6 protein-coding genes are annotated in these 15,174 nt (G+C 60.1%); 5 read left to right on the top strand and 1 reads right to left on the bottom strand.

Translation table 11 applies throughout. From position 1 onward, the window contains the following. Positions 1-25: 25 nt before the first annotated feature. The gene (locus ACIQUH_RS07920; RefSeq protein ID WP_400814000.1) at positions 26-958 is read right to left on the bottom strand and encodes a VOC family protein; all 933 of its coding nucleotides are present in this window, start codon (positions 956-958) and stop codon (positions 26-28) included. Positions 959-1,076: 118 nt separating this feature from the next. Between ACIQUH_RS07920 and ACIQUH_RS07915 the strand changes: the two genes are divergently transcribed. The 5 genes from ACIQUH_RS07915 (at position 1,077) to ACIQUH_RS07895 (ending at position 15,013) form a co-directional block, all read left to right on the top strand. Then, entirely contained in the window at positions 1,077-1,976 is a 900-nt protein-coding gene (locus ACIQUH_RS07915) for a LysR family transcriptional regulator (protein ID WP_400813540.1), read from the top strand. A gap of 756 nt (positions 1,977-2,732) precedes the next feature. Then, complete coding sequence (locus ACIQUH_RS07910; protein WP_400813539.1) at positions 2,733-5,702, top strand: beta strand repeat-containing protein; 2,970 nt, start codon at positions 2,733-2,735, stop codon at positions 5,700-5,702. Between the two features lie 547 nt (positions 5,703-6,249). Then, the gene (locus tag ACIQUH_RS07905) at positions 6,250-8,295 is read left to right on the top strand and encodes a glycosyl transferase (RefSeq protein WP_400813537.1); all 2,046 of its coding nucleotides are present in this window, start codon (positions 6,250-6,252) and stop codon (positions 8,293-8,295) included. Between the two features lie 101 nt (positions 8,296-8,396). After that, positions 8,397-9,554, top strand: a complete 1,158-nt coding sequence (gene glf / locus ACIQUH_RS07900) for a UDP-galactopyranose mutase (RefSeq protein ID WP_400813536.1) — start codon at positions 8,397-8,399, stop codon at positions 9,552-9,554. Between the two features lie 266 nt (positions 9,555-9,820). Beyond that, the gene (locus ACIQUH_RS07895; RefSeq protein WP_400813535.1) at positions 9,821-15,013 is read left to right on the top strand and encodes a beta strand repeat-containing protein; all 5,193 of its coding nucleotides are present in this window, start codon (positions 9,821-9,823) and stop codon (positions 15,011-15,013) included. The last annotated feature ends 161 nt before the right edge of the window (positions 15,014-15,174 follow it).

The following is a 15,174-nucleotide window of genomic DNA, read 5'->3' as shown; positions in this document are numbered from 1 at the left end:
CAGTCGATACGGATCAGCGATCCGCCTATGCGGCGAGCGACACCAGGTTCGCCTCGATCTGGTTGCGGAAAGGCTCGTAGCGGCTGGGCAGCTTCAGCGCTTCGCCCAGATGAGCCGTATCCTCGTCACGGTCGAAACCGGGTTCGTTGGTTGCGATCTCGAACAGGATGCCGCCCGGGGTCCGGAAATAGATCGCCCAGAAATAATCGCGATCGATGACGGGGGTGACCTGGTAACCGGTATCCATCAGCGCCTTGCGCACTTCCAGCTGCTTTTCGCGGTTTTCGACCGCAAAGGCGATATGGTGGACCGAACCTGCCCCCTGACGGGCAAAGGGCGTATTCGGCAGGGTCGCAAGATCGATCGTATCGGCCCCATTGCCGCCGGGAATGACGTAACGCGTCACATTACCCTCGGCATCGGCCCGCTCATATCCCATGAAGCGAAGAAGTTCTTCGGTCGCCGCCGTGTCGTTGAGATTGAAGCGTGCGCCGGAGAAACCGCGTATGGCGTTCTCTTCGGAAATGCCCTCGGCCTGCCAGGCGGCGCGTGCGTCATTTGCCGTCTCGATCAGCGCCAGCCCATCGCCATCGGGACCGATGAAGCGCAGGCGATTGGCACCAAAGACCTTGTCGGCCTCAATGCCGGCGACACCCTTTGCAATCAGCCGGTCTTTCCAGAAACCCATGGCACCCTTCGGGATGGAAAACTGGGTCTCGCCCACCTCTCCCACGCCGGGACGGCCGGCCATCATGTGGTCGAAAGGAAAATAGGTCATGACCGTGCCGGGCGTTCCCGTTTCGTCACCGTAATAAAGGTGGTAAACGCTGGGTTCGTCGAAGTTGACGGTCTTCTTCACCCGGCGCAGGCCGAGCGTATCGGTGAAAAAGCTGTTGTTCTGCCGCGCATCCGACGCCATCGAGGTAACGTGGTGCAGGCCCTTGATATCCTTGATCATCATCGGCGCCTTTCGTGGTCGCTGTGTTTGTTTCGATGGACAAAGATATAACCCGCTTGATCACATCGCGGAATTGCAATATTTCTCTCGAATGAATTGCGATTTTTGAAATAATGCGATGAACGATCACAAAGCTCTCAAAATCTTCCTGATGGCGGCCGAGAAGCGCAATTTCGCGCAGGTCGCCCGCGAACTCAGCATGACAGCCGCCGGCGTCACCCGTGCCATCGCCGCGCTCGAATGTGATCTCGGTGTGCAATTATTCGTCCGCACCACCCGGCAGGTATCCCTGACGACGGACGGCGCCGTCTTCGCCGCGCAGATACAGCCCGCGGTCGAGGCGCTGGAGAATGCCCGGCGCGATGTCCGCAACGCCCACAAGGCCGATGAGGGGCGGCTCAGGATCAGTGCGCCGACATGGCTCGGCAAGACGGTGCTGCCGCCGATCCTGTCGGGTTTCCGGGAATTATATCCGAAAATGTGTTTCGAGATTTCCCTGTCGGACGGCCTCGTCAATATTGTCGATGATGACTACGATCTGGCGATCCGCATTTCGTCGGCCCCCTCAGACAAATTCACCATCTGGCGCAAGATCAGGGCCGTACCGAGAATCCTGGTGGCGGCACCGGGCAGCCGGTTCGCGCAGATGAAACATCCAGGCGACCTCACGCCCGACGATTGCCTTGCCTATAGCGGTGAAAGCCGGCGGGAGAACTGGGTCCTTTCGGATGGCGGATCGAGCATCACCATAACGGCCGGTCGCGCCTTCAGCGCCAATAATGGCGAGGTTCTGGCCGATATGGCAGCCGATGGCGCCGGCGTGGCCATGCTGCCGGGATTTCATATCGCCGAACATATCCGCAGTGGGCGGCTTGTCCATGTTCTGCCGGGCTGGGCCCCGCCGGAACTCTGGCTGACGCTCTATTATCCGCCCTATCAGACCCTGCCGCCCCGCATCGCCACCTTCTCGAAATTCTTCGAAGAACAGCTGGCGGCCCATATGGTGACGCTGGACTAAGGCCGGCACATTCCACCATGACGAAGCGCGGAAAAGCGGCGGTTACAAAACGATCCGGCTGCAATAGCGGGAAGGCTCTTTCTACGCCCGTTTGCAGAATGACGTCATCAGAGCATGGCCGAATCAGCCTATTGTTCGCATCTGCCGGGCTAAAGCATTGTCATGGCCTGAAAACAGCTTCCGATTTTAAAAAGCCAAATACGCAGCGTAGAAAATGAGGGAAAAAAGCAAATTTTCAATCGCAGCTGGCAAGCGTTACATAAGCACATCAGCTCTTATCAAGCATCGTTATTCAGTTTGCAACGAGATCAGCAACCAGAACCAGACACCTCTGCCCTCCTGAAGTCATACTACTTATACGATAGCGAACGCATCTGGCTTGTGGCAGTGAAATATGGTCAAGCAGACATTTGTCCGTTCCATTCTATACTTCACTAGAATCTAAAATATGCATCTACCAAGAATAGATGGCGCCACATTAAATATTAACTCGGCTTTAAATGTTCGCCTGATATGACACGCACGTCGCGAGCTTCTTAAGCGGCAAGAAATTATTAGCGGCATTCGCACAAGCTAGCGTGGAAAATCCGGGTCCGATTTTTGGCTCGAATTGCATGAAGCGTTTCCAGCGCAGGTTCACATGAGCCATGTTCTCCACAATTTCGCTTTATTTGCGGATGCCGGATCGCTGTCATCAAGGACAGTGTCTGGCGGCAGATAGGCGTGACCATTCACCATTCGGTAAAGGACACGTTCATGACTTCGATCCTCTCCTCATTGTCTGCGGTGCAGATTTCCAAGCTTTCTACGTCCACGATCGCCGGCCTGACGTCGGAAGACGTGAATGCTCTTGATAGCACCAAGATCAAGGCTCTCTCTTCGTCCCAGATCGCCTCCTTGAGCACGGATAACCTTGCTCTTTTCAGCTCCGAAGACCTCCGCGCCATTTCGGTAACCGCCGTCAAGGGCCTGACGCTCACCCAGATGGCGAAACTGAGCTCCGCCCAGGTCAGCAGCCTGTCTTCGTCTCAGGTCACGGCACTTTATGCCAGCCAGATTGACGCCCTTTCGACCGACCAGATCAAGGCGCTCAACTCGTCGCAGGTCGCAGGCCTCAGCTCCGCCCAGGTTGCGACGCTCAGCAGCGACGAACTGGCTCTCTTCTCCACCGACGAGATCAAGGCGATCAGCGCCAATGCCATCGCCGGTCTTTCCACGGCAGCCATCGCCGGTCTCAGCACCGACAATGCAGCCGCGCTGACAAAGACACAGATCGCCGCCCTGTCTTCCACACAGTTCAATGCGCTCAGCTCCGGCAGCCTTGCAACTTTCTCGGCTGACGAAGTCAAGGCGATCACCACCAAGATCCTCGCTGGCCTCGACGTCACCAAGCTCAGCACCGGCAACATCGCCGCACTCAGCAAGGCACAGGTTTCGGCGCTTTCGACGGCGCAGTTTGCAGCCATGTCGACCGACCAGATCAAGGCCCTCACCTCCGAGCAGGTGTCTGGCCTCAGCTCCGCTCAGGTTGCGACGCTCAGCAGCGACGAACTGGCTCTCTTCTCTACCGATGAGATCAAGGCCATCGCCGCTAACGCCGTCGCCGGCCTTTCTTCCGCCGCTCTGGCTGCCCTCACCACCGACAATGCAGCCGCGCTGACGAAGACCCAGATCGCTGGTCTCTCGTCCACGCAGCTGAACGCCCTGACCTCCGCAAACCTTGCCACGTTCTCGGCAGACGAGATCAAGGCTATCAGCACCAAGGCACTGGCCGGCCTCGATGTCACCAAGCTTAGCACCGGCAACATCGCCGCACTCAGCAGAGCCCAGGCGACATCGCTCTCCTCTGCACAGTTTGCGGCCCTGTCGACCGACCAGATCAAGGCGCTCACCTCCGATCAGGTTGCCGGCCTCAGCTCCGCTCAGGTTGCGACGCTCAGCAGCGACGAGCTCGCCCTCTTCTCCACCGGCGAGATCAGCGCTTTCAGCGCGAATGCGGTCTCTGGCCTTTCAACGGCGGCTCTGGCTGCGCTTACCACCGATAATGCAACCGCGCTGACAAAGACCCAGATTGCTGGTCTGTCGTCCACGCAGCTCAATGCGCTCACCTCCGCAAACCTTGCCACCTTTACGGCGGACGAAGTCAAGGCGATCACCACCAAGGCACTGGCCGGCCTCGATGTCACCAAGCTCAGCACCGGCAACATCGCCGCGCTGACCAAAGTTCAGGTTACCTCGCTGTCCTCGACGCAGTTCGCAGCACTCTCGACCGACCAGATCAAGGCCCTCACTTCCGAGCAGGTTTCGGGCCTCAACTCTGCCCAGGTCGCGACGCTCAGCAGCGACGAGCTGGCTCTCTTCTCCACCGATGAGATCAAGGCCATTGGTGCCAACGCCGTTGCCGGCCTTTCTGCCGCCGCTCTGGCCGCCCTCACCACCGACAATGCAACCGCGCTGACAAAGACCCAGATTGCGGGCCTGTCGTCCACGCAGCTCAATGCCCTGACCTCTGCGAACCTTGCCACCTTTACGGCGGACGAAGTCAAGGCGATCACCACCAAGGCTCTCGCTGGCCTCGATGTCACCAAGCTCAGCACCGGCAACATCGCCGCGCTGACCAAAGCTCAGGTTACCTCGCTGTCCTCGACGCAATTCGCCGCACTCTCGACCGACCAGATCAAGGCCCTCACCTCCGAGCAGGTTTCAGGTCTGAACTCTGCCCAGGTCGCGACGCTCGACAGCGCAGAACTGGCTCTCTTCTCCACCGATGAGATCAAGGCCATCGCCGCCAACGCCGTTGCCGGCCTTTCCGCCGCCGGTCTGGCTGCCCTCACCACCGACAATGCAGCCGCGCTGACGAAGACCCAGATCGCTGGTCTCTCCTCCACGCAGCTCAACGCCCTGACCTCCGCAAACCTCGCCACCTTCACGGCGGACGAGATCAAGGCGATCAGCACCAAGGCGCTGGCCGGCCTCGATGTCACCAAGCTCAGCACCGGCAACATTGCTGCTCTCAGCAGAGCCCAGGCGGCATCGCTCTCCTCGGCACAGTTTGCGGCCCTGTCGACGGACCAGATCAAAGCCCTCAATTCCGACCAGGTCGCCGGCCTCAGCTCCGCCCAGGTTGGGACGCTCGACAGCGCAGAACTGGCTCTCTTCTCCACCGATGAGATCAAGGCGATCGGCGCCAATGCCGTCTCAGGTCTGTCTACTGCGGCTCTGGCGGCGCTTACCACCGACAACGCAGCAGCACTGACGAAGACCCAGATCGCAGGTCTGTCGTCGACGCAGCTTAACGCCTTCAACTCCGCGAACCTCGCCACCTTCACGGCAGACGAAGTCAAGGCGATCACCGCCAAGGCTCTCGGCGGTCTCGACGCCACCAAGCTCAGCACCGGCAACATCGCCGCGCTCAGCAAGGCACAGGCCGCAGCGCTGTCCTCGACGCAGTTCGCAGCACTCTCGACCGATCAGATCAAGGCCCTCACCTCCGAGCAGGTTGCCGGCCTCAGCTCCGCTCAGGTCGCGACGCTCGACAGCACCGAGCTGGCCCTGTTCTCCACCGACGAGATCAAGGCCATCAGCGCCAACGCCGTCTCCGGTCTTTCCACCGCCGCTATTGGCGGTCTCAGCAGCGCGCAGGCTGGAGCACTTTCGGCCCAGCAGCTGAAGGTCATGAACGATGCCCAGGTCGAAGCGGTCATCAAGGCCTACAAGACTGTCTAAGACTTAAGAAACCAGACAACGCACGACGCGGCCAAAAGCCGCGTCGTGTTGCATTTTACACGCTTCATTGCACAATGCCCGGGAAGGCTATTCAGTATCTGTCCGAGCAAATATCCATCGCCATCGGGCCTTCAATCATGGCCAATCTTGTCGGTGCGATACGCGACAGTATTCTTACCACAAACCCGAGATGTATATTCTCGTCATGGGCACAAAATATATCGCGCACTCTTTACAGTACTTCTCAGAAAATACATCGGCAGTGTTTATCGAAACAATCCGTTCGTCGCCTGGGCGAACAACAGGATGAAACACTCTCGCCTGCAGAACATGTGGGCAATAGGTCGCTCGGCATGACTGTGTCAATGCCTCCAGGGCAGCCGTTTAACTGGAAAGACATTTCATCTCTCCGGGTCGGCTGCTGATCGGGGCAAGCAATCGGGCCTTCAACACATCCAGCCACGGGCAAGTTATCTGCGATAGCTAAAGACGGCCCATCAACAGGCTGTTTTATCTTCGACCCTTTGTCGCCTTGCCGCAGGATGTCATGACCGCCAACCACGCCTCTCCTTCAAACGACGCCGCCGCTCCCAGCGCCCTCGATCTCGCGCGGAACCAACGGTTGAGCCTCATGGATCTGCTGAGCGTATCAGAGGCGCTCAATGCCGCCGGCCAACAGGCCGCTGCTGCGGAGCTCTACAAGACCTGGGTGGCATTCAATGACAGTAACCCGACGATCCATCTCGCCTATTTCAACTATGCCGTCATTCTCAACCAGCTGGGCGACCGTGCGGGTGCGGTACAGGCGTTTCGCGCGTGTCTCAAGGCCAATCCGCAATTCGCTCCCGGCCACATCAATCTCGGCCGCGCACTTGAAGATGCCGGGCTGATCGGCCACGCGGTGGAGCAATGGTCGCATTATGCCGAGGTGACGAAAAATGTCGACGCCGAGACGATCGGCCATCGGCATATGACCCTGCAGAACATGGGCCGGGTTCTCGAGGGCGCCGGCAAGCTTGAGGAGGCCGAAACCGCTTTGCTGCAGGCGTTCGAGCTGCGGCCGGAACTGCCGGAAGCCGGCCAGCACTGGGCATCGTTGCGACAGCGCCAGTGCAAATGGCCGGTCCTTGCACCTTCGAACCACATTCCCGCGCGCAAGATGCTCGATGCCATGTCGTCGCTGACGCTGAGCTGTTACGCCGACGACCCGATGTTCCAGTTGGCCAAGGCTCACCGCCTCAGCAAAACGCTGATCGGCGCGCGTCCGGATCTCAGCCGTTTTCCGCGCAGGTCGCCCAAGCTGAAGTCCGCAACCGGTCAGCGGCTGCGCGTCGGCTACCTCTCGTCGGATCTTCGCGATCATGCCGTCGGCTTCGCTCTCTGCGAGGTTCTGGAACTACATGACAAGGACAGCCTTGAGGTCTTCGCCTATTATTGCGGCAATGTCCGCGGCACTGACAGCACGCAGGAGCGCATCAAGGCCGCGGTCCATTGCTGGCGGGATATTCACAGTGTGGACGACGCCACCGCCGCCTCGCAGATCATCGCCGACGAGATCGATATATTGATCGACGTGAACGGCTACACCAAGGATGCACGCGCGAAAATCTTCGCCTATCGCCCCGCACCCGTCATCGTCAGCTTCTGCGGTTACCCCGGATCGATGGGAAGTCCCTTCCATCAATATCTGATCTCCGACGGCTACATGATCCCGCCGGAAAACGAAATCTACTATTCCGAGAAGGTGCTGCGCATCGCCTGCGACCAGCCGCTCGACCGCAAGCGGCCCATCGCCGCCCGGCCGAGCCGCGCCGAGCTCGGACTGCCGGAGGATGCCTTCGTTTATGCGAGCTTCAACGGCATGCAGAAGATCACCGAAAACTGCTTCGCACGATGGATGACGATCCTCTCGGAGACGCCCGGCAGCCTGTTGTGGCTGCTGACGGGGGATGAGGACGTCAATCAACGCCTGCGAGACCTTGCGGAAAAGAGCGGCGTCGCGTCCGAACGGCTCGTCTTCGCGCCGAAGGCCCAGAACCCGCAGCATATCGCCCGCATCGGCCTTGCCGATCTGTTTCTCGACACATTCCCCTATGGCGCGCACTCCACGGCATCGGATGCGATAACATCCGGCCTGCCCGTCCTTACCATGTCCGGCAAGACCTTTGCCGCGCGCTTCTGCGGCAGCATCGTCACCGCGGCGGGTGTGCCGGAAATGATCTGCTCTTCACCGGAAGATTATGTCGCCCGCGCCATCGGTTTCGAACGCGACCGCAAGAGCCTCCTTGAGGTCAGGGAATCGATTGCCCGCCAACGCGAAACAAGCGTCCTGCGCGATATTCCCGCCCTGGCGCGGCGTCTGGAAGAGCTGTTCTGGCAAATGCAGGGCGAGTGCGAGCGCGGCGAGACGCCGGTGCCCGATCTCAGCAATCTCGATATTTATTATGAAGCCGGCGTCGAAGCCCTGCTCGAAAACATCGAGTTTGAAGATGAGCAGAGCTATCGCGAGCGTTACCTGAAGAAGCTGAGGCAATGGCACGATTATGCGCCAATCCCCTATGACCGCCGGCTCTGGCAGAAACCGGACAATTGAGCGCGGGAGCGAACGGCACCGACCGCGCCAGGCACTAAAAGATACCTCCCAGCAAATCTTGACCGCCCGCAGGGCGACGTATGAACAGGGCTGACTTACCAATGATCGCGGACGAAAAAATTGTCATTGTGGGTGCCGGGCTTTCCGGCGCGGTCATCGGCCGCGAGCTTGCACTGGCGGGCCATAGGGTCGACATCATCGACGCCCGCGATCACATTGCCGGCAATTGCCACACCGAACGCGATGGCGAAACCGGCGTCATGGTGCATGTCTACGGCCCGCATATTTTCCATACCGACGACAGGGAGGTCTGGGACTATGTCAACAGTTTCCAGACCTTCATGCCCTACAAGAACCGTGTGAAAACGACGAGCGGCGAACAGGTCTATTCCCTCCCGGTCAATCTGCACACGATCAACCAGTTCTTCGGCAAGAATTTCCGGCCCGATGAAGCGAAAGCCTTCATCGAGGAAAAGGCCGACAAGTCTATTACCGATCCACAGACCTTCGAGGAGCAGGCGCTGCGCTTTGTCGGCCGCGATCTCTACGAAGCCTTCTTCAAGGGATATACCGAGAAGCAATGGGGCTGCTCACCGACGGAACTGCCGGCCTCCATCCTGAAACGCCTGCCCGTGCGCTTCAATTACGACGACAACTACTTCTTCCATAAATATCAGGGCATGCCGGAAACCGGCTATACGGACATGATCGAGCGCATTCTCGATCACCCCAATATCACAGTCACGCTCGGCACGCGCTTTGACCGCGCCGAAGCGCCAGCCGCCGGGCACGTCTTTTATTCCGGCCCGCTTGACGGCTATTTCGATTTCGAATTCGGCCGTCTGGCATATCGGACGCTCGACTTCGAGCGTTTCACCTATGGCGGCGATTACCAGGGCTGCGCGGTGATGAATTACGGCGACGTGTCGGTGCCCTTTACCCGCATCACCGAGCACAAGCATTTTTCTCCATGGGAAGACCATGCCGGTTCCGTCTGCTACCGGGAGTTCTCTCGCGAATGCGGCCCGCAGGACATTCCCTATTATCCCATCCGGCTGATCGAGGACAAAGAACAGCTTGCCGATTATGTGGCACGCGCCGAACGGGAAGCCTCGGTCACCTTTGTCGGACGGCTTGGGACCTATCGTTATCTCGACATGGATGTGACCATTCGGGAGGCGCTTGAGACTGCCCGCCTCTATCTCGCCAGGCGATCCGAGGGCGCTCCCATGCCGGCATTTGTGCATTCGCCCCTCTGAGACGAAACCGTCGCGTTCTCCATAAATGCAGGAGGCTCAAACCTGCGGCTTTGCCGAAGCTCGTCAACGTTTTTCCAGCACGGCACAGCGACTGACGCTTTGGTGGCACTGAAAAGGGAAATCGGCTGAAGCGTAGCAACTTCAGGTTCAGGCAAGCCCGATTGCGTACTCAACATCTGAAAAGTGGTGGACCTGCATAACCGACGCCCTTCCGGTGCTTCGGCAGAAAATCCACCTGTTGGGCTGGACTTTAGGATTTTTCAGACATGACGTCGATCATCTCTTCCCTGAACGTCAATCAGATCAGATATCTCTCGACAGAGGCGGTCGCAGCCTGGACAACCGACGACGTGGCGTCGCTTTCCACAACGCAGATCAAGGCGCTCTCGTCGGCTCAGATCGCGGCATTGGATGTGGAGGATGTCAAAGTCCTCAACTCCCAACAATTGAGCGCCATTTCGCAGGGCGCCATCGTTGGCCTGACGCTGGATCAGCTCAATATTCTCGATCAGTACGCCATCAAGAGCCTGAATTCGAGCCAGGTTTCCGCGCTCACCACCACCCAGCTTCATGCCCTGACGACGGAACAGGCGGAGGCTTTGACCTCATCTCAGGTGCGCGCCCTCAATGCCACGCAAATCGCCGCCCTGAGCGCGGAAGATATAGCGACATTCTCAACCGCCGATATCGCGGCGATCACGAGCAAGGCCATGCCGGGCCTGAGCACGGAGGTGATCGCAGGGCTGACCCCGGATCAGATCGCGGCGCTGAACACGAGCGCCGTTGCGAGCCTGACAACCGACCAGATCGCGGTCCTGAGCCCGGATCAGGCCGAAGCCCTGTCGCCGGCGCAGATCAAAGTGCTGAGCTCGATGCAACTCGCTGCTCTCGGCACAGACGATATAGCGCCATTCTCGACCGCCGACATCGCGGCGATTACCGTCAAGGCCATGCCGGGCCTCAGCACCGAGGCAATCGCTGCGTTTAGCCCGGATCGGATCGCCGCCCTCAGCGCAAGCACGATTGCCGGTCTGACGATCGACCAGATCGAAACCCTGAGCACCGCCCAGATCGCCGCATTAACGACGGCCCAGATTGCCGCACTCAAGACGACGCACATCGCCGCCTTGAGCACCAGCCAGGTCGAAGCCCTCTCGCCGGAACAGGTGAGGTCGCTGAGCGCGGCACAATTCGTGGCCCTGAGCGCGGAGGACATCGCGACATTCTCAACCGCTGATATCGCGGAGATCACGAGCAAAGCCTTGCCCCGTCTGGGCACGGAGACGATCAACACGCTCACCAAAGAGCAGATCGCCGCATTGACGACGGCCCAGATGAACGCCCTCGGTGTGGCGCAATTCCAGGCCTTGAGCGCCGCTCAGATCGAGGCCCTGTCAACCGCTCAGATTGCTGCCCTCAGCACCGGCGTGGTCGCAAACCTGATAGCCGACCAGATCGAAGCCTTCAGCACGCAGCAGGTCGAGGCCCTGTCCTCGGCACAGGTGAAGTTGCTGAGTTCGACACAGCTTGCGGCCCTGAGCGCGGAGGACATAGCAACATTCTCCACCGCCGATATTGCGGCGATCACGGGTAAAGCCATGTCCGGCCTGAGCGCGGACGCAATCGCGGCGCTGACCACCGCCCAGATCGCCGCCCTGACCACCAGCGCCATTGCCGGCCTGACGGCCGATCAGATCGAGGCTTTAAGCACCGAGCAGGTCGAAGCCCTGTCCCCGGCGCAGGTGAAATCCCTGAGTGCAACGCAGCTCGCAGCCCTTGGAATCGAGGATCTGGCAACATTTTCGACCGCCGATATCGCAGCGATCACGAATAAAGCCATGGCGGGCTTGAACACGGATGTTATCGCAGCCTTGACCACGGCTCAGATCGGCGCCCTGACCACCAGTGCGGTTGCCGGCCTGACTTCCGATCAGATCGAAGCCCTGAGCGGCAATCAGGTCAGCCTTCTGTCCACCGCGCAGATCAAGGCGTTGAGCGCGGCACAGGTTGCCGCCCTGGGCACCGATGTGGCCGCCCTGTCCACCAGCCAAACCGCCATGTTGAGCACATCGGGCATCAAGGGTCTGACCACCGATCAGGTTGCAGCCCTGAGCGTCGATCAATTCGCGGCCCTGACCACGGCCCAGATCGCGGCTTTCGGCTCGGGACAGATTGCGGCATTGAGCACGGACAATATAGCATCGCTTTCCGTGGCCCAGCTTGCGGCAATGAGCACCTCCGGCATACTGGGACTTTCGACCGGCCAGATCGCCACCCTCAGCACCGATCAGGTTTCCAGGCTGTCGACCAAACAGATGGCGCGGTTGAGCTCGGCACAAATCGCCACCTTGGGCACAGACGACATAGCGGCTCTTTCAACACTCCAGATCGCTTCCCTGAGCGCCGCGGGCATTGCGGGACTAAGTTCGCAGCAACTGGCGACCCTCAGCACCAGCCAGGCCGAAGCCCTGACGAGTGCGCAGATCGTCAATCTCGGTTCCACGCAGATTTCGCAGCTGGGGACGGACGATTTAGCGAAATTCACGACCAAGGACATCGCCGCAATCAGTTCGGGCGCGATCCCTGGACTGTCGACAGAGACCATCGCCTCCCTGACGACAGCCCAGATTGCCGCGCTGAATATACAGAGCATCGGTGCCTTGAGCACCGCGCAGATCGCCGCCTTGAGCATCGCCCAGGTCGAAGCCTTGACCACCGCCCAGGTGAGCGCTCTCAGCTCCAAACAGATAGCGGCCTTGAGCGCGGACGACATTGCGACATTCTCCACCAAGGACATCGCCGCGATCAGCTCAAGTGCGATCGCGGGATTGTCCGCACAGACCATCGCCTCCCTGACGACAGCTCAGATTGCCGCACTGAGTACGGCAGGCATTGGGGCGCTGAGCACCGGGCAGGTTGCCGCGTTGAGTACAGCGCAGGTCGAGGCCTTGACCAGCGCCCAGGTCGGCGCCCTCGGCTCGGCACAGGTCGCGGCCTTGGGTTCGGACGATATCGCAACATTCTCGACCAAGGACATTGCCGCACTCGGTGCGAATGCCATCCCGGGCTTGTCCACACAAACCATAGCGTCGCTGACGACAGCGCAGATCGCAGCGCTGAGTACGGCGGGCATTGGGGCACTGAGCACCGGGCAGGTCGCCGCCTTGTCTGGCGATCAGGTGGATGTCCTGACCAATAGCCAGATCGCTGCGCTCACGTCCAAACAGGTTGCGGCTCTCAGTGTGGCTGACATTGCCTCGCTTTCGGCAAGCCAGATAGCCGCCCTCAGCACGGGGGGCATAACGGGCCTGACCACCGACCAGATCGCGGCCCTCGACACCACTCAGGTCGAGGCTTTGACCGATACCCAGGTCGGTGCTCTAAGCTCGAAACAGATTGCGGTCCTGAGTACGGACGATATCGCAACGTTTTCGACCAAGGACATCGCTGCGATCAGTTCCAATGCCATCCCCGGCCTGTCAACGGAAACCATAGCGTCGATGAGCTCGGCTCAGATCGCAGCGTTGAGTTCGTCCGGCATTGGTGGGCTGAACACCGGACAGGTTGCCGTCCTGACCAGCGATCAGGTGGACGCCCTGATCAGTATCCAGGTGGGTGCCCTCACCTCCAAACAGGTTGCGGCTCTCAGCGTGGCCAGTATCGCCTCGCTTTCGGCAAGCCAGATAGCCGCCCTCAGCACAGCGGGCATAGCGGGCCTGACCACCGATCAGATCGCGGCCCTTAACACCGCTCAGGTTGAAGCCTTCACCAGTGCCCAGATCGGTGCTCTCAGCGCAAAACAGATTGCAGCCCTCAATACCGGTGGCCTTGATACATTCACCGCCGCCGAGCTTGCCGCCATCAGCTCGAGTGCGATCTCGGGCCTGTCGACCGCAGCAATCGCGTCGCTGACGACAGCCCAGATCGCCGCCCTGGGCACGGCGGCGCTACCCGGTCTGACCACCGACCAGATCGCGGCCCTCGGCACCGGTCAGATCGAGGCTTTCACCAGCGCCCAGATCGCCGCCCTCACCTCCAGGCAGGTTGCGGTTCTCAGCGTAGCCGGCATCGCGTCGCTCTCCGCAGCCCAGATCGCCGCCCTCAGCACTGTGGGTGCGGCGGGCCTTACCACCGATCAGATCACGTCCCTCAACACCGCTCAGGTCGAGGCTTTCACCAGCGCTCAGATCGGAGCTCTCGGTTCGAAACAGATTGCGGCCCTCGGCGCCGATGATCTCGATACGTTCACCGCCGCCGAGCTGGCTGCCATCAACTCGAACGCGGTCTCTGGCCTGTCGACAGCAACGATCGCTTCGTTGACGACAGCGCAGATCGCCGCCTTGGGTGCAGCCGCAGTACCGGGCCTCACCACTGACCAGATCGCGGCGCTCGGCACCGGTCAGATGAATGCGCTGACCAATGCCCAGATCGGCGCCCTCACCTCCAAACAGGTTGCAGCCCTGGATACGGCCGACATCGCCGCCCTTTCCGTAAGCCAGATAGCGGCCCTGGATGCCAAGGCGGTTGCAGGCCTCGGCAGCGCGCAGGCCAGCGCCCTGAACACGGAACAGGTCCAGGCATTATCCACCCGTCAGATAGCATCGTTGAGTTCGGATGCGCTTAAGGGCCTGTCTGCGGAGATGCTGGAAACCTTCTCGACGGAGGAACTCGCTGCGATTGGCTCAAGCGCGATAAGGGGACTGTCCACGGAGTTTATCGCCGCTCTTTCCACAGCCGAGGTTGCAGCCCTGAGTACGGCTGGCGTCGCCGGATTGACCAGCGACCAGATCAATGCCCTTGGCCAGGACCAGATCGAAACGCTCTCCACCAGCCAGATCGCCGCACTCAGTTCGGCCGGACTTGCGGGGTTGACGAAGGAGGATCTGGAAACATTCTCGACCGGGGAACTCGCTGCCATCAGTTCGACGGCGATCAAGGGACTGTCCACCACCGTCGTGGCATCCCTGTCTTCTCAGGAGATCGCGGCTTTGACGACAAGCCAGGTGGCCTCGCTGAGCTACGGCCAGGTGGCGGCAATGGGCTCTGCACAGATCGGAGCGCTGTCACTATCGCAGGTCAGCGTCCTTACCTCGATACAGGCAGCCGCGCTTGGCGGCGACGACCTTACAACATTCTCCAACGAGCAAATCCTCAGCTTGAGTTCGAGCGCGATCTCGGGATTGAGCACCGGTACGCTCGCTGCCTTGACGACATCCCAGGCTGCGGCTTTCACGCCAGGTCAGGTCGCCGCCATGACATCGGCGCAGGTCACGGCCTTGAATAGCGCCAAGACCACCAACAGCTCTGTCCAGGATATCGCCTCCATCATCTCAACCACCGAGCAGACGGCTTCGACCCAGAACAATGCAGGTGAGACCACCGCATCGGTGGACACTTCAAGTGAGACACAAGAGGCATCCGACGTCGCGGCAACCATCTTGTCCTACCTGGACGTCTAAGTTTCGCTGGTGAGTGGATCGGAAAACCGGTCACGCCCGAACCGGCTTGACGACCATGCCGGCACGTAGAGGGATGGAAATTCCGGTCTCGTATTGCCCGAAAGCAGAACACCGTGATCAGGGTCCAAAACCCCGATCCCGGTGCCAATGTCTCAAGCGAT

The sequence above is a fragment of the Agrobacterium sp. NPDC090283 genome (genome assembly GCF_044769685.1).
Lineage (GTDB): Bacteria > Pseudomonadota > Alphaproteobacteria > Rhizobiales > Rhizobiaceae > Agrobacterium.
This window is presented reverse-complemented; position numbering and strand designations above follow the sequence as displayed.